Genomic DNA, 14,558 nt, shown 5'->3' on the forward strand with positions numbered 1-14,558 from the left:
GTTGCCCTGGACGACTGTCAGCCCCGCGCGCGGCAGCCATCGACGCACCAGAATCCCACGACGATCGTCGCGAATTCAAGGCGGTGGGCCCGGGTGATGCCGTGCCGTGCCGCCGGTCGGCCCGGTCGCACGGCCGGGACGGCTCAACGCCGGGCAGCCACCCTCGCCGCGACCCCGGCCACCCGCACCACCACGGCCATCCGCCGGGGCCGGGAGACGACCGCCGGCCGGGTACGCAGGCAGTCGCGCACCACGTCGGCGGCCCGCTCCACGCTGAGCAGCATCGGCTTGACCGGTGACTTCGCCATCTTGGTGTCGACGAACCCGAACCGCACGACGGTCACCCGCACCCCGTGCGGGCGCAGCGCGCCCCGCAACCCCACCAGGTACGACGTCAACCCGGCCTTGGCGGCGGCGTACCCGGGTGCCTGGGCCGACGGGGCGGCGTCGGCGAGGCTGGACAGGCCCACGAGGTGCCCGCCGCCCCCGGCCACCATCGCCGGCACGACCACCTCCACGGTGCGCGCCGCACCGATCAGGTTGACCTCCAGCGCCCGGGTCTGCGCCGCCAGGTCACCGAGGTCGAAGAACTCACCGACCCCCGCCGCGTAGACGCACACGTCCACCCCGCCGAGCCGGTCGACCGCCCCGGCCAGCACCGTGCGGTAGGTGTCGCCGGTGACGTCGGCGACGTGGTGGGTGTACCCGGGGGCGGTCAGGTCGCTGCCGCTGCGGGACACCCCGGCGACCGTCCAGCCGGCCGCCACCAGTTGCCGGGTCAGGGCCAGCCCGACGCCGTCGCTGTTGCCCACCACGACCGCCCGTCGCCCCTGCGCATCCATGCCCGGACTCTAGCCACCACCGTCCGGCCCGGACTCCGCAGACCACCGCCCGGCCCGCGACACGACGCCACCCCGCCCACCGGGTCGGTGGACGGGGCGGCGGCGCAGCGGCAACCGTCAGGGCTGGCCCTGGTAGATCTCGTCGTCGGCACCCCGGACGAAGAGCCGCACCAGACCGCCGTAGACGCTTCCCGCCGGAGCGGAGATCGTCTGGCCCGGGCCGTCGACCGTGCTCCAGCCCGTCCACGCGCCGGAATCCTGGAGATACCAGGCGGTGCGCAGGTCGTCGCCGCCGGTACGGACGAAGACGTGCAGCCCGCCACCGTAGACCAGGGCGGCCGGCGCGGACGCCGCCCGTGCGGTGCCCGGCACGTCGCCCCACCCCGACCAGGCCCCGGTGGACAGCGAGTACCTGTTGGTGCGCACGCTGCCGTTCGTGCCCCGGACGAAGACGTGCAGGTCACCGCCGTAGATGGCGGCGGACGGGGCCGAGTTGGCACCGGTCGGGCCGGCCAGGGTCGCCCAGCCGGACCAGGCGGCGGTGTCCAGCGTGTACTGGTTGGTGCGGACCTTGCCGTTCGCGCCCCGGACGAACAGGTGCAGTTGGCCGCCGTAGACGGTGGCGGACGGGGCCGACGACGCCGACGTGGTGCCACCGACCGTGCTCCAGCCGGACCAGGCGCCGGTGTCCAGGGCGTACCGGTTGGTGCGGATCTTCTGGTCGGACTGCACGAACAGGTGCAGTTCCCCGCCGTAGACGGCCGCCGCCGGTGCCGAGGTCGCCATGGCGTCACCGGGGACGGTGGACCAGCCGGACCAGGCGTCGGTGTTCGTGTCGTACCGGTCGACCCGTACCTGCCCGTCGGGGCCCTGCACGAAGACGTGCAGGTCGCCCCCGTAGGTGGCGGTGGCCGGCGCGGACCGGGCCTGCGCCGTACCCGGCACCGGCGTCCAGCCCGCCGCCCGCGCAGCCGAGGGGCGGGTGGCGGTGCCCACGGTGCGGGCCTGCGCCGCCGCGTCGCCCGGACGGGCGGCTGCGGAGGCGACGCCCGTGGCGGGGCCCGCCGGGTGGACGCCCGCCGGCACGGCGGCGGCGGGGGTGGCGACGAGGGTGACCACGCCCAGACCGAGAGCGAACGCGGGCAACCGGTACCGCACCAGTTTCATCGATCGATTCAGACGCATGCATGCTCCCTTGTGGACGACCGGTGGTGACGACGGCTCGGTCGCTTGCGGCTGGCCCACCGGGCTGCGAACCCGCCGTTCCCGCGCCGGCCGCCGCCCCGCATCCCCGGGCGACCCCCCGTCGCCGCCACCCTATCCACCCACCCCCGTCCCCACATCCACCAAACCACCCCCACCCGCTAGTGCGGACCGCCGCCGCCGGCGGTCCCGGTGGCGGCGGTGATCAAGAGGTTTACGTCACCCGGACCGGTTCTCCTGACGCAAAGCTCTTGATCACCGCCAGTGGGTGCGGTCAGACGACCGCGCAGGGGGAGCCGTTGAGGGTGAAGAAGGGCGGTTTCGCGGTGTTGCCGGTGTGGTTGGCCTGGAAGCCGATGCTGACCGAGCCACCCGGGGGGATCGAGCCGTTGTAGGAGACGTTGGTGGCGGTGACCGCCCCGCTGGTCGGCGAGTAGGTCGCGTTCCAGCCGCTGGTGATGGTCTGCCCGGCGGGCAGGGTGAACGCCAGGTTCCAGCCGTTGATCCCGGTGTCCCTGAGGGTGGTGATCGTGATCGCGGTGGTCAGGCCCGTGTTCCAGGCGTTCACGGTGTAGGCGATCCGGCACTCGGCCCCCGGGCCCGGGGTGGTGGGCGTGGGCGGGAACGGCGTCGGCGGCGTGGTGGTCGGCACCGGCGGCGTCGTCGGAGGCGGCGTGGTGGTGGGCGGCGGAGTGGTCGGGGGCGGGGTGGTCGGCGGTGCCGTGGTCGGGGGCGGGGTGGTGGTCGGCGGGGCGTCCAGGCCGAAGAACCGGATCGCCTGCGCCGCGTCGACCGGCAGGTTGTGCGTCACTCCCTGCATGCTGATCGCCTCGACCGGCGCGGTGCCGCCGCTACCGCCGTACCGGGTACGGGTGTAGCCGGCCTGCGGGGTGTCGGTGAACGTCGGCGTCTGGCTCAACCCCTGCACGTTGGTCCACTGCTTGACCTCCTCGCCGAAGTTCGGATAGCGCAGGGTCTCGTCGTTGGTGCCGTGCCACAACTGCATCCGGGGCCGCTTGCCGGTGTACCCCGGGTAGGCGTTGCGGACCAGGTCACCCCACTGCTGCGCGGTCTTCGTCACCTGCCCGTTGGCGCACTGGCTGTTCCACTCCGAACCGTCGGTGGTGGCGAAGCAGCCGAACGGCACCCCGGCGAAGGCCGCACCCGCCGCGAACACGTCCGGGTAGTCACCGAGCAGCACGTTGGTCATCATCGCCCCGGACGAGGTGCCGGTGGCGAAGATCCGGTTCGGGTCGACGGGGTACCGGGCCCGGACGTAGTCGACCATCGACTTGATGCCCACCGGATCGCTGCCCCCGTCGCGGCGCAGCGCCTGCGGGGAGGAGACGTCGAAGCACTTGCTGCTGCGGGTCACCGACGGGTAGATGACGATGTAGCCGTACCGGTCGGCCAGGGCCGCGTACTGGGTGCCGGAGTAGAACGCCGGACCGCTGCCGGTGCAGTAGTGCACCGCCACCAGCAGGCCCGGTCGGGGAGCCACGGTGTTCGGCACGTACAGGTACATCTGGAGGTTGCTCGGGTTGGCCCCGAAGTTGGTCACCTGGGTCAGCGCCGCCGCCGAGGCCGGGGTGGGGGCGGCGATCGCGGCCAGCGCGGTGAGCGCGGCGGCGACCAGGGCGGTGCCGAACAGTTTGATCCTGGATCTCATGGGCGGGTTCCTCCGGAGGATCGCGGACATACGGATCTACCGATCGAGGCTGCCCGGCGCTCGATCATGTCCGGCTCAGGAACATCCATGAGTATCGTTAGCCTGTCGTCGGCTCGCAAGGCGACCCGTACCACCGGAACTTCCGGTCGCCGCCGGGCGTGGACACCGGCGAACGGCGGGACCACGCCAGTGGATAATGACCCCATGCGTGGTCCTGCGATGACGGACGTCGCCCGCCTCGCGGGAGTCTCCCACCAGACGGTCTCCCGGGTGCTCAACGACCACCCGAACGTCCGGGAACAGACCCGGGTACGGGTCCGCGCGGCCATCGCCGAGCTGGGCTACCGACCGAACCGGGCGGCGCGGGCACTGGTCACCGGCCGCTCCCAGCTGATCGGGGTGGTCGCCCAGAACAGCACCCTGTACGGTCCGGCGTCGCTGCTGGCGGCCCTGGAGCAGGCCGCCGCGTCGGCCGGCTTCGCGGTCAGCGTCGGCAGCGTCAGCACCCTCGACCGGCGGTCCATCTCCGCCGCCGTGGAGCGGCACCTCGACCACCGGGTCGCCGGCATCGTGGTGATCGCCCCGGTGGCCTCGGCCGACGAGGCGCTCGACCACCTGCCGCACGGGGTGCCGCTGGTCACCGTCGACGGCGATCCGGCCCGGGAGGCGGCGCTGGTCACCGTCGACCAGGCGGCGGGGGCCGGGCTGGCCACCCGGCACCTGTTGGACGCCGGGCACCGCACGGTGTGGCACGTCTCCGGCCCGGCGGACTGGTTCGACAGCGCCGGCCGGGTCGAGGGCTGGCGGGCGGCGCTGCGGGCGGCCGGCGCGGAGGTGCCGCCGGTGCTGTCGGCCGACTGGAGCGCGGCGTCCGGCTACCGCTGCGGGCAGATGCTGGCCCGGATGCCGGAGGTGACGGCGATCTTCGCGGCCAACGACCACCTCGCGCTGGGGGTGCTGCGGGCGCTGAGCGAGCGGGGGCGTCGGGTGCCGGAGGAGATCAGCGTGGTCGGCTTCGACGACGTGCCGGAGGCGGCGTACTTCATCCCGCCGTTGACCACCGTGCGCCCCGACTTCGACGCGGTGGCCCGCGCCGGCCTGGCGATGCTGCTACGCCAGATCGAGGCCGGCCCGGGAGCGGTCGAACGGCACACCATCGCCCCCACCCTGGTCCACCGCTCCAGCGTCACCGCACCCCCCACCTAACCCCTACCTAACCCCCACCCCCACCCCCACCCCCACCCCCACCCCCACCCCCACCTGGCGGCGGTGATCAAGAGGTTTGCGTCAGGTTGGAGATCAACGGTGACGCAAACCTCTTGATCAACGGGGTTGGCGGCGGGGTTGGGGTGGGTCAGTTGTAGGGCATGGTGGGGAACCAGCCGATGCCGAAGATCGCCGGGACCCGGAGGTCCCAGTAGACGACGGTGAAGACGCCGAGGGCGACCAGCAGGGCGCCGGTGACCAGCGCCGAGCGGGTCGGGTCGGTCATCCAGCGCAGGAAGCCTCCCCGGGTGACCAGCACGACGACGACGAAGAGCAGCGTCACGATGACGATGTTGCCCAGCGACTGGAGGGTGAACGCCGCCGCGCCGTACAGCGGGTTGCCGGTCTCCACCGCCCAGTGGAAGAGCTTGTTGAACAGCGGGTACGGCCGTCCGATGAGGAAACCGCCGATCAGCGCCCCGATGAGCACCACCCGGGCCACCGGCCGCCGGGCGAACACGTCGGGCACCAGCCCGAGAGCACCCAGCCCGAGCAGGGCGAGCACCAACCCGATCACCCCGAAGACCACCGACGACTGGATCAGCCGGACCGGCATGCCACCTACCGTCTCGGTGGACAGCTGCGGCAGGCTGTCGCCGATCAGCACCCCCACCGCGCCGTACGTCGCGGAGACCGCGATCATCCCCAGTGCCAGCCAGCCCACCGGGCGGACCAGCGTACGCAGTTGGTGGCGCAGCCGGGTGGGCGATCCGGCCTGGCTCAGCGGCCCGACCGACGCGACCATCGCGATGTTGCAGGCGGTGAAGGTGCCGGCGAACCCGGACACGAAGGCGAACAGCAGCCCCGCGCCGGTGCCGCCGATAGCGGTCGCCTTCGCGTCGTGGCCGAGCAGGTTGTTGGCCACCGTGTCACCGATGACCGAGTCGACGAACTCGAACGACCAGAGCACCGCCAACAGCACCCCGGCGGCAGCGCTGACCAGGGCGGCGGTGCCGTGCCGGGCGGGTGCCGGTGAGACCGGTCGCACCGGCGTCGGCGACACCGGCCGGCGGGGTGCCGGGGAATCGGGGCTTTCTCGCAGGGCCATGGTGCCTCGTCTCTGCCGATCCGGGCGGGCCCACGGCCGACCGACAGCGACCCGACCCGGCAGGCGCCCGGCCCACCGGGCCCCGGGCCTGACGGGTGACGCCGTGTGCCGTCGCACCCGCCGGGCAGCGACCGCTGCCCGCTCACAGCATGCCGACGCGTACCGGTGCGGTCTTATTCGAGCGTGCCGACTTTTCTCGGCCTGTCGAACCGCCGGGCCGAACCGTCCGACCCGCGCAGCACCCGCGCCGCCACCGTCGGCGCGAGCAGCCGGCGCGGTGGGTCGACCAGGTTGAGCACCCGCAGGAACGCCGCACCGAGCGTCGGGTTCGCGGTGGCGGCGGCGTGCAGCCGGTGCACGTAGGCGTTGGTCAGCCGGACCCGCGCCGACCGGGGGCCGGGGACCTCGGGGAAGCGCAGGTCGGTGCCGACCGCGATGGACCACGGCATGTCGATCACCCGGGCCGCCCGCCGGAAGAACCGCCGGGCCAGCCCGTGCGGCCCGGCGGGCAGCAGTCGGGCCAGCTCCACCGCCTGCAACGCGGCCGCCGTGATGCCCTGCCCGTAGATCGGGTTGAAGCTGCACAGCGCGTCGCCGAAGACCAGGTAACCGGCGGGGAAGCGGCGCAGCCGCTCGTAGCGGCGGCGGACGCTGGCCGGGAACCGCATCCGGGCCGGCGCACCGAGCGGGCGGGCCTGCCGCAGCAACGCGCCGATCTCCGGCGCCGGCAGGCTGTCGGCGAAGGCGAGCAGGCCGGCGTCGTCGAGCGGCGGTTCCTCGCCGAACATGCCGCTGAGGGCCACCGCGAACCGGTCCTGCTCCTGCACCGCCACGATCCCACCGCGGGTACGACCGGGCACCGCGTTGGTGAGGACCCCGAGCAGCCCGTCGAGCTGCTGTGGTTGACGGTGGTAGAGCCGGGTGACGTAGGTCAGCCCGACCGGCACCTGTTCCTCCGGGGCGGGGCGGTAGCCGAGTTCCGCCAGCCACACCGGGCTGCGGGTGCCCCGCCCACCGGCGTCGACCACCAGTTCGGCGGAGAGTTCCCGGGTGGTCGAGGGGCCGTCGGCCCGGCGGTGCACGCGTACGCCGGTCACCCGTCGCCGGTCCGGTGTGGTGGTCAGGGCGGTGACCTCGTGGCCGGGCAGGATGGTCACCCCGGGCAACGCGGCCACCCGGTTGCGGATGACCTGCTCCAGCAGGGGGCGGCCCACCCCGATCGCCCGCAGTCCGGACGCCGCCGGCTGCATCAGGTAACCGTCGTTGTACCAGCGCACGTCGCCGTGCAGGTCGATCAGGGGCGCACCGAGCGCGACCAGCTCGTCGGTCACCCCGGGCAGCAGTTCCTCCAGTACCTGCCGTCCCCGGTCCAGCAGCACGTGCAGCTGTCGGCCCTGCGGCACCCCGCGTCGACTGGCGGCCTGCTCGGGCAGGGGATCGCGGTCGACCAGGGTGACCCGGCCGTGGGTTTCGCTGAGCACGCGGGCGGCCAGCAGCCCGCCGATACTCGCGCCGACCACCACCGCGCTGTCGGTCGCCATACTCCGACGCTAGGCGTACGGCTGTCGTCCTGTCGTCTCGCAACGTGCGCTTCATCGACCATTGACGTGGTCACCGTACCGGGGAAGGGTGACATGATGCGACGGCGCGAATCCCATCCGTCGTCGTACGACGTGTTGCGGGGCGACCGTACCGACCCGCCGGGGCGCCGTCGCCCGGTCCGGCACGGGCGGGTCGGGGCCTGCCCCGGCCGCGGCCTCCGCGTCACCTGACAGTGCTGATCCGGACGAAAGGACTCCTCGTGCGCCGCTTCCCGCGAACGTCCGTCTTTGCCGGTGACCCGGTGCCGCGCCGCCACCCGTGGCGTCGGGTCGTCGCCGCCGTGGCCGGGCTCGTGCTCCTGCTGGTCGCCGCCCCCAACGCGGTCGCCGGTCCGCCCGGTCCGGCCGGGACGGCCGACCGGGCGCTGCCCCCCGGGTTCCGGCACGGCTTCGTCGAGGTCGAGGGGACCCGGCTGCACTACGTGCGTGGGGGGAACGGACCGGCGTTGGTGCTGCTGCACGGTTGGCCGCAGACCTGGCAGGCATGGCGGCCGGTGCTGCCCGCGCTGCGCGCCGGCCGGACGGTCGTCGCGTTCGACCTGCCCGGTCTGGGGGACTCCGCCGCGCCGGCCGGCGGGTACGACAAGGCCACCACCGCCCGCCGGTTGCACGCCGCGACCCAGCAGCTCGGCCTCGGCCGGGTGGAGTTGCTCGGCCACGACGTCGGCGCGTTGGTGGCCTACCCGTGGGCGCGGGACTACCCGGCCGACGTGTCCCGGATGATCGTCATCGAGACCGCGCTCTCCGGCTTCGGCCTGGAGGACCTCTACAGCCGCAGCTGGCACTTCCTGTTCAACGCCACCCCGGCGCCGACGCCCGAGCTGCTCATCGACAACTCGGACGTCGAGGTCTACCTGGACCGGATCTTCGACTTCTCGTCCCAGCACGACACCATCGACCGGCCGGTCTACTACCGCGCCTACCGCGACCCGGCCGACCGGACGGCCGGCTACGAGTACTACCGCGCGTTCAACACCGACATCGCCGACAACCGGGCACAGGCCGCCGCCAAGCCGGTGACCGTGCCGGTGGTGGCGATGGGCGCGGCGTTCTCCTTCGGCCCCGGGGTCGCCGCCTCCTACCGGCAGGTCGCCACCGACGTGCGGCAGGTCGTCGTACCGGACTCGGGCCACTGGGTCCCGGAGGAGAACCCGCAGTTCCTCATCGACTGCACCAGGTTGTTCCTCGGCCTGCCCGGGGCGCCGACTCCGACTCCGGCGCTGGCCGGCTGCGCCGCCTGATCCACGGCCCGGTGCCCCGCACGTCGTACGTGCGGGGCACCGGCGGATCGGGGCCCGGCACGGGTGCCGCCAGCCGGCCGGGACGTGGGTGCCCGGGTGGAGCCGGTCAGGCCAGCGCGTCGAGCGCGGCGCGGTCCGCCGGGGTCAGGCGCAGCCGGGCCGCGGCCATGTTCTCCTCGAGGTGCCGCACCGAGCTGGTGCCGGGAATGACCAGGATCGCGGGTGAGCACGCCAGCAACCACGCGATCGCGATCTGCGCGCGGGTGGCGTCGTGCCCGTCGGCGATCCGGTCGACGGTACGCCGCTGCGTGGCGCTGAAGTCCGGCCCGAACGGCAGCTGCGGTCGCCCGGTACGCCCGCTGAGCAGCCCCGCACCCAGCGGGAAGTACGGCACGAAGGCGATCTGCTCCTCGGTGCACCGGTGCAGCACGTCCAGGCAGTCCCGGTCGAGCAGGTGGAACCGGTTCTGTACCGCGGCGATCGGGATCGTCGCCCGGGCCTGGTCCAGTTGTTTCAGGGTGACCCCGCTGAGCCCGACGTCGCCGACCAGGCCCTCCTCCCGCAGCCGCACCAGCATCGCGAACGACTCGGAGAACCGGGCCCCGCCCGGGCGGAGCAGCCCGTCCCCGCCGACCCGCAGGTAGACCAGCTCCAACCGGTCCCGGCCCAGCCGGCGCAGGTTCTCCTGCACCTGCCGCCGCAGCTGGTCAGGGGCCCCGGCGGGCACGAAGTCGCCCCAGTTGTCGCGTACCACCCCGATCTTCGTGCCGATCACCAGGTCGTCGGGGTACGGGTGGAGGGCCTCGCGGATCAGGTCGTTGGCCACGTGCGGGCCGTAGAAGTCACTGGTGTCGAGGTAGTTCACCCCCAGCTCGACCGCCCTGCGCAGCACGGTCAGCGCCGCCGCGTGGTCGTCCGGGGGGCCGAAGGAACCGGGACCGGGCAGTTGCATGGTGCCGAAGCCCAACCGGTTGACGCTCGACCCGTCGCCCAGCCGGAGCCGGCCGGCCTCCGGTGCGAGCCTGTCCGACAGTGTCACCGTTGCTCCCCTCGGGGGACGCCGCGCGGGGCGACGCCCGTGTGTGCGGGTCTGCCGGGCGGCGGGAGCCGGCGGGACGCCCGCCACCCGTCGGCCATCCTTCCGGACGACCCGGTCACCATCCGGCAGGCCGGTGCAGCGTGTCGGGCACCGGGTGACCCTGCGTGAGCCTGGTGGTGGCCGCCACGCGGCGGCCGGGACGCGCCGGGGCGTGCGGCGGGCGTCGCGGACCCGGTGCCGTCGGCGGGTTCCGTGCGGGGCTGCGGGGGCGTCGCCGACCCGGTGCCGTCGACCGGGTTCAGTGCAGGGGACGCGGGCCGAAGCCGAGTGCCCGGTCCACGCCGATGTGGAAGAACCAGCAGGCGGCCACGAGCGCGAGCACCGACCATCCGGTCGCGTCGAGGGCGTGCGCGAGGCCGTACCCGGCGAGCAGGACGAAGGGGGCGACGTAGGTGTGTCCCAGGTTGTAGACGATCGCGCCGACTCGGTGGTCGACCGCGTAGCCGAGCATCGACAGGTCGAAGACGAGGAACAGGGCGAACAGCCACCACCAGGCGAAGCCCGTCAGGACGAGCAGGACGACGGCGGCCCCGGCGACGGCTGCGCCCTCGACGCGGTGCAGGACCGGCACCGGGGTGGCCGGCGGGGTGCCCCGGGCGGGCACGGCGCTCACGGGTGCTTCCAGTTCTCCAGGGCGGTCAGCATGCTGTTGACGGCCCTGTCGTAGCTGCGTTCGAGGTCGGCGGCGAGCTTGAACGCGCCGGCCGTCTCCAGGCTGACGAAGCCGTGGATGACCGAGCGTAGGAACCGGGTGGCGTCGATCGCGTCGTCGCCGAGGAGCTGGTAGCCGGCGAGCACGCTGTAGATCACCTGGAGGGCTGCGGCGCTCGCCTGCTGGTCCTCGACGTCGTCGGGTTCGGGTGCCCGGATGGTCATCGGGTACTGCATCGGGTGTTGCCGGGCCCAGGTGCGGTAGGTGGCGGCCAGGCTGCGGACCGCGTCGTCGCGGGCGCGGCCGATGCACGCCTGGGCGACGGCCGCCGACAGGTTCGCCTTGGCGCGGAGCATGATGCCCCGGCGGAGCCCGGGAAGGCCGTCGATGTGCTTGTAGAGCGACGGGACGCGGACGCCGAGGCTGTCGGCGAGCGCGGCGAGGGTCAGTTCGTCGGTGGGGTGGGCTTCGAGCAGTTGTGCGCCGCGCGCGACGACGACGTCGGTCGTGAGGCCGGCCCTAGGCACGGGCGTGCACCCTGCTGAGGAAGTCGAGCACGGCCCGGGCGGTCAGCTCGGGCTGCTGGGACTGCGGGTAGTGGCCGGCGTCGGGCACCATGACGACCTCACCGCGCAGGGTCTCGCCGATCCAGGCCGCCTCGGCCGCCGGGTCCTTGAAGTCGGGGTCGCGCTCGCCCATGACGACCAGCACGGCGGTGTCCACCTCGGCGAGCCGCGCCTCGGCGAAGCGGTGGTCGGTCTGCCGGGCGGTGCGGGAGAACGCCGCGCCGTAGCCGGGCTGCCGGAGCTTGGCCACGACGGCCGCCCGGTAGTCGGCGAAGTCGGCCGGCTTGGCGCCGGCGTAGAGGGTGGGCAGGTAGGCCTTCCAGACGTGGGCCACCCACAGCGGCGACATGAGCAGGTGGAAGAGGCTGCGCATGCCCGGCGGCTGTCGGGGGTTGCGGACGAACGGCCCGACGAGCACGAGCCCGCAGACCTGCGCGGGGTGCTCGGCGGCGACGATGACGCCGGCACCGGCGGCCAGTGAGTTGCCGACGACGACGGCCGGTCGGCCGAGTTCGTCGATCAGGGCGCTGATGTCGGCGGCCGTCTCGGGGTCGCCGTAGGAGGTGAAGGTGGTGTCGCTGTCGCCGTGGCCGCGCAGGTCGGTGGTGACCACCGTGTAGCCGGCGTCGACCAGGGTCGGGGTGAGGAAACGGTACGACGAGCGCAGTTCCGCCATGCCGGGCACGAGGAGCACGAGCGGGCCGCTGCCCTGGACGTCGTAGGCGATGCGGCCCTCGGCGCGGTGCAGGTAGCGGGTCGGGGGCGGGTCAGCGTTCCGGGAACCGGTCATGAGGCTAGCTTAGCTAGCTCAAAAGCTAATCGCAATAGCTTTTGCTGTCGGGGGAGGTCGGCGGGGTTCGTGACCAGCTCAGCACGCCAGCCGGACCGGCGGGCGGGATCGGGAAACCCGCACGCCGGTCCGGTCGGACAATCCTCACGAATTGGTAGTTGATGTCTTAAAAGTGACTCTGTGGCCCGGTGCGGCTCACAGCCGGACCAGACCACCGTCGGCCATGATGGTCTGCCCGGTGACGAAGGCGGCGTCGTCGCTGGCCAGGAAGGCCACCGTGCCGACCACGTCCTGCGCCTCGCCCGGCCGCTTGATGGCCTGCATCGCCGCCACGTGCTCCTGCGCCGCCCCCGCCATCGGGCTCTCCGCGAGCCCGGGGGTACGCGACAGCGTCGGCCCGACCGCGTTGACCGTGATGCCGTACGAGGCGACGTCGCTGGCGAGCGCCCGGGTGAACCCGATCACCCCCATCTTGCTGGCCATGTAGTGGGTGAACCCGGGCAGGGCCAGGCCGACCGAGTTGGAGGTGAGGTTGACGATCCGCCCCCACCGCGCCTCGCACATGTGGTGCAGCACCGCCTTGGTCATCAGGAACTGCGAGTCGAGGTTGACCGACAGCACCTTGCGCCAGGCCTCGTACTCCAGCTTGAAGATGTTCTTGGCCGGATAGATGCCGGCGTTGTTGACCAGGACGTGGCAGCCGCCCATCCCGGCGGTGATCTCCGCGCCGATCCGGGCCACCTCGTCGGGGTCCGAGACGTCCCCGGTGACACCGAGGGCCTTGCGCCCCTCGCCCTCCACCAGCGCCACCGTCTCGATCGGGTCGACCAGGTCCACCGCCACCACGTCCATGCCCCGGCGGGCCAGGCCCTGACAGATCGCCTGCCCGATGCCCCGCCCGCCGCCGGTCACCACGGCGATCCGGTTACCCGTGCCCGTCATCAGCCCCACCCCTTCGCCGTGGCGTCCTGGTCGTCGACGACCGGCCCGGACCGCCCGGCGGCCAGCCGCAGCGCGCCCGACGGGCAGAGGTCGACCGCGACCCGGGCCTCCTCGGTGTCGACCGGTTGCCGACGCAGCAGCACCCGGCCGTCCTCGCTCTGGTCGAACAGGTCCGGCGTGGACAGCACGCACTGCCCGGCGCCGATGCACAGGCCACGGCTCACCACCAGCGTCGTCGTCGGTTCCTCCGCGCCCACCGGGTCACCCCCCTCCACCGCGGTCCCCCTCACCAGGTCACCGGCAGCCGGTCGAGGCCGTAGATGTTCGACTCCTTGCGGAACGGCAGGCCGTCGAGCTCCTCGGCCAACCGCAACCCGGGGATCCGGGTGAACAGGGAACGGAAGACGATCTCCAGCTCGGCGCGGGCCAGGTTCTGCCCGATGCACTGGTGGATGCCGTAGCCGAAGGCCATGTGGTGCCGGGCGCCCCGGTGGACGTCCAACACCTCCGCGTCGGGGAAGACGTCGGTGTCCCAGTTCGCGGAGGCGAACGACAGCAGCAGCCCGTCGCCGGCCCGGACGGTCACCCCGCCGACCTCGATGTCGGCGGTGGCCACCCGGGGCAGCGCGTCCACGACGGTGAAGTAGCGCAGCAGCTCCTCCACCGCCAGGCCCATCGCCGCCGGATCACCGGTGACCACGGCGAGCTGGTCGGGGTTCTCCAACAACCCGGCCACCCCCAGGGAGATCATGCTGGCGGTGGTCTCGAAGCCGGCGACCAGCAGCAACATCGCCAACCCGACGAGCATGTCGTGGTCGAACAGCGGGGTCTGCCGGTTCTGCACCACCAGCCGACCGAGCAGGTCGTCGGTCGGTTCCGCCTCCTTGGCGGTCACCAGGCGGTCGACGTAGGCCCGCAGCTCGCTGCTGGTCTGCTGGCGCTGCTCGGCGGAGACCGTCCGGCGCAGCTGCGCGTCGGCGCTGCGCACGATCAGGTCGCGGTCCTCGTACGGCATGCCGAGCAGTTTGGTGATCATCGAGGCGGGGACCGGCAGCGCCAACGCGGCGACCAGGTCCACCGGTTTCGGCCCGGCCAGGATCGCGTCGATGCACTCGTCGACGGTGCGTTGGATGTGCGGACGCATCTCCTGCGCCCGGCGCAGCGTGAAGTCACCGATCAGCATCCGCCGCTGCGGACCGTGCTCCGGCTGGTCGAGCCCGATCAGCGAGCGGCCGACCGCGGCGATGTTGCGCCGGGTCTGCGGGGTCACCGGCTCGGTCAGCGGCAGGTTGGGGTGGAACCGGTTGGCGCTCACCCGGGGGTCGGTCAGCAGCCGGCGGACGTCGGCGTAGCGGGTGACCAGCCAGGCGAGTTGCCCGTCCGGCACCCGGACCCGGCTGACCGGCGCCTCGGCGCGCAGCCCGACGTACTCGGGGGCAGGGGCGAACGGGCAGGTCCGGGGCATCGGGAAGTCGGGTGCCTCCCCGGTGGACGCCGCATCGGCGGCGTATGTGCTGTTGACGGTCATCACGGTCCTTTCGCGGTGTGCGTCGGTGGGCCCGGACGGTGGCGACCCGGCACGCGGAGCCGACGGCGTACCCGGTGGCGACCCGGGACGCGCCGCGGCGGCGCGGGCCGG

General features: G+C 73.1%; 14 protein-coding genes. 2 read left to right on the top strand and 12 right to left on the bottom strand.

Annotated elements, in window-relative coordinates:
* Positions 1-143: 143 nt before the first annotated feature.
* From AB0C22_RS09075 to AB0C22_RS09085, 3 genes are all read right to left on the bottom strand, one after another.
* The gene (locus AB0C22_RS09075; RefSeq protein ID WP_219462720.1) at positions 144-842 is read right to left on the bottom strand and encodes an SDR family NAD(P)-dependent oxidoreductase; all 699 of its coding nucleotides are present in this window, start codon (positions 840-842) and stop codon (positions 144-146) included.
* A 117-nt stretch (positions 843-959) separates the two neighbouring features.
* Positions 960-2,027: a hypothetical protein gene (locus AB0C22_RS09080; RefSeq protein ID WP_357534377.1), complete on the bottom strand. Its 1,068-nt coding sequence runs from the start codon at positions 2,025-2,027 to the stop codon at positions 960-962.
* 292 nt (positions 2,028-2,319) lie between these two features.
* The gene (locus AB0C22_RS09085; protein WP_357534379.1) at positions 2,320-3,714 is read right to left on the bottom strand and encodes a PHB depolymerase family esterase; all 1,395 of its coding nucleotides are present in this window, start codon (positions 3,712-3,714) and stop codon (positions 2,320-2,322) included.
* Between the two features lie 204 nt (positions 3,715-3,918).
* Between AB0C22_RS09085 and AB0C22_RS09090 the strand changes: the two genes are divergently transcribed.
* Positions 3,919-4,920 (top strand): LacI family DNA-binding transcriptional regulator, encoded by a 1,002-nt coding sequence (locus tag AB0C22_RS09090; protein WP_244252065.1) that lies wholly within the window; start codon positions 3,919-3,921, stop codon positions 4,918-4,920.
* Between the two features lie 148 nt (positions 4,921-5,068).
* Here the strand turns inward: AB0C22_RS09090 and AB0C22_RS09095 are convergent, their stop codons facing one another.
* On the bottom strand, positions 5,069-6,028 hold the full coding sequence (locus AB0C22_RS09095; RefSeq protein ID WP_255597612.1) for a hypothetical protein: 960 nt from the start codon (positions 6,026-6,028) through the stop codon (positions 5,069-5,071).
* Between the two features lie 173 nt (positions 6,029-6,201).
* Positions 6,202-7,569: an FAD-dependent monooxygenase gene (locus tag AB0C22_RS09100; protein ID WP_219462716.1), complete on the bottom strand. Its 1,368-nt coding sequence runs from the start codon at positions 7,567-7,569 to the stop codon at positions 6,202-6,204.
* A 260-nt stretch (positions 7,570-7,829) separates the two neighbouring features.
* On the opposite strand from AB0C22_RS09100, the gene AB0C22_RS09105 reads away from it, so the two are divergent.
* The gene (locus AB0C22_RS09105) at positions 7,830-8,870 is read left to right on the top strand and encodes an alpha/beta hydrolase (protein WP_308290787.1); all 1,041 of its coding nucleotides are present in this window, start codon (positions 7,830-7,832) and stop codon (positions 8,868-8,870) included.
* A 106-nt stretch (positions 8,871-8,976) separates the two neighbouring features.
* Here AB0C22_RS09105 and AB0C22_RS09110 read toward each other — a convergent pair whose 3' ends face one another.
* The 7 genes from AB0C22_RS09110 to AB0C22_RS09140 all read right to left on the bottom strand — a co-directional run bounded on the left by AB0C22_RS09110 (position 8,977) and on the right by AB0C22_RS09140 (position 14,447).
* Positions 8,977-9,909 carry an oxidoreductase gene (locus tag AB0C22_RS09110; RefSeq protein WP_308290786.1) on the bottom strand — a complete coding sequence of 311 codons (933 nt, stop codon included), beginning with the start codon at positions 9,907-9,909 and terminating at the stop codon, positions 8,977-8,979.
* A 298-nt stretch (positions 9,910-10,207) separates the two neighbouring features.
* Entirely contained in the window at positions 10,208-10,582 is a 375-nt protein-coding gene (locus AB0C22_RS09115) for a DUF4260 family protein (protein ID WP_219462715.1), read from the bottom strand.
* The gene (locus AB0C22_RS09120) at positions 10,579-11,148 is read right to left on the bottom strand and encodes a TetR-like C-terminal domain-containing protein (RefSeq protein WP_219462713.1); all 570 of its coding nucleotides are present in this window, start codon (positions 11,146-11,148) and stop codon (positions 10,579-10,581) included. Before AB0C22_RS09120 ends, AB0C22_RS09115 begins: the two co-directional genes overlap by 4 nt.
* Positions 11,141-11,977: an alpha/beta hydrolase gene (locus AB0C22_RS09125; protein WP_219462711.1), complete on the bottom strand. Its 837-nt coding sequence runs from the start codon at positions 11,975-11,977 to the stop codon at positions 11,141-11,143. The genes AB0C22_RS09120 and AB0C22_RS09125 overlap by 8 nt, the downstream gene beginning before the upstream one ends.
* Positions 11,978-12,172: 195 nt before the next feature.
* Complete coding sequence (locus AB0C22_RS09130) at positions 12,173-12,919, bottom strand: SDR family oxidoreductase (RefSeq protein WP_219462709.1); 747 nt, start codon at positions 12,917-12,919, stop codon at positions 12,173-12,175.
* Positions 12,919-13,149, bottom strand: coding sequence for a (4Fe-4S)-binding protein (locus tag AB0C22_RS09135; protein WP_208566830.1), 231 nt, complete (start codon positions 13,147-13,149; stop codon positions 12,919-12,921). Before AB0C22_RS09135 ends, AB0C22_RS09130 begins: the two co-directional genes overlap by 1 nt.
* Before the next feature lie 56 nt (positions 13,150-13,205).
* The gene (locus tag AB0C22_RS09140; RefSeq protein WP_208566658.1) at positions 13,206-14,447 is read right to left on the bottom strand and encodes a cytochrome P450; all 1,242 of its coding nucleotides are present in this window, start codon (positions 14,445-14,447) and stop codon (positions 13,206-13,208) included.
* Positions 14,448-14,558: the final 111 nt, after the last annotated feature.

It is taken from the genome of Micromonospora sp. NPDC048894 (genome assembly GCF_040649765.1).
Classification (GTDB): Bacteria; Actinomycetota; Actinomycetes; order Mycobacteriales; family Micromonosporaceae; genus Micromonospora; species Micromonospora antibiotica.

Coding starts and splice junctions, on each gene's coding strand:
- AB0C22_RS09075 (WP_219462720.1), bottom strand. CDS start 842: ATGGATGCGCAGGGGCGACGGGCGGTCGTGGTGGGCAACAGCGACGGC.
- AB0C22_RS09080 (WP_357534377.1), bottom strand. CDS start 2,027: ATGCGTCTGAATCGATCGATGAAACTGGTGCGGTACCGGTTGCCCGCG.
- AB0C22_RS09085 (WP_357534379.1), bottom strand. CDS start 3,714: ATGAGATCCAGGATCAAACTGTTCGGCACCGCCCTGGTCGCCGCCGCG.
- AB0C22_RS09090 (WP_244252065.1), top strand. CDS start 3,919: ATGCGTGGTCCTGCGATGACGGACGTCGCCCGCCTCGCGGGAGTCTCC.
- AB0C22_RS09095 (WP_255597612.1), bottom strand. CDS start 6,028: ATGGCCCTGCGAGAAAGCCCCGATTCCCCGGCACCCCGCCGGCCGGTG.
- AB0C22_RS09100 (WP_219462716.1), bottom strand. CDS start 7,569: ATGGCGACCGACAGCGCGGTGGTGGTCGGCGCGAGTATCGGCGGGCTG.
- AB0C22_RS09125 (WP_219462711.1), bottom strand. CDS start 11,977: ATGACCGGTTCCCGGAACGCTGACCCGCCCCCGACCCGCTACCTGCAC.
- AB0C22_RS09130 (WP_219462709.1), bottom strand. CDS start 12,919: ATGACGGGCACGGGTAACCGGATCGCCGTGGTGACCGGCGGCGGGCGG.
- AB0C22_RS09140 (WP_208566658.1), bottom strand. CDS start 14,447: ATGACCGTCAACAGCACATACGCCGCCGATGCGGCGTCCACCGGGGAG.